Source organism: Oceanospirillum linum (assembly GCF_001995095.2).
In the GTDB taxonomy this organism is placed as follows: domain Bacteria; phylum Pseudomonadota; class Gammaproteobacteria; order Pseudomonadales; family Halomonadaceae; genus Oceanospirillum; species Oceanospirillum linum.
The window spans coordinates 1-248 of the sequence record NZ_MTSD02000289.1; the positions used below are offsets into that span (position 1 = coordinate 1).

Consider the following 248-nt stretch of genomic DNA (forward strand, 5'->3'; position numbering starts at 1 on the left):
TCTAGTGTAGATAGTGGAACGCTCTGGGAAGTGCGGCCATAGTGGGTGATAGCCCCGTACACGACATCTTATCAAGAGTGAAATCGAGTAGGGCGGGACACGTGAAATCCTGTCTGAATATGGGGGGACCATCCTCCAAGGCTAAATACTACTGACTGACCGATAGTGAACCAGTACCGTGAGGGAAAGGCGAAAAGAACCCCTGTGAGGGGAGTGAAACAGAACCTGAAACCGTATGCGTACAAGCA

The 248-nt window shown here is 50.8% G+C and carries 1 rRNA gene; it reads left to right on the forward strand.

The annotated features are described in order from the left end of the window. Positions 1 to 248: ribosomal RNA gene (locus BTA35_RS17670) — 23S ribosomal RNA — on the forward strand; the annotation flags it as partial.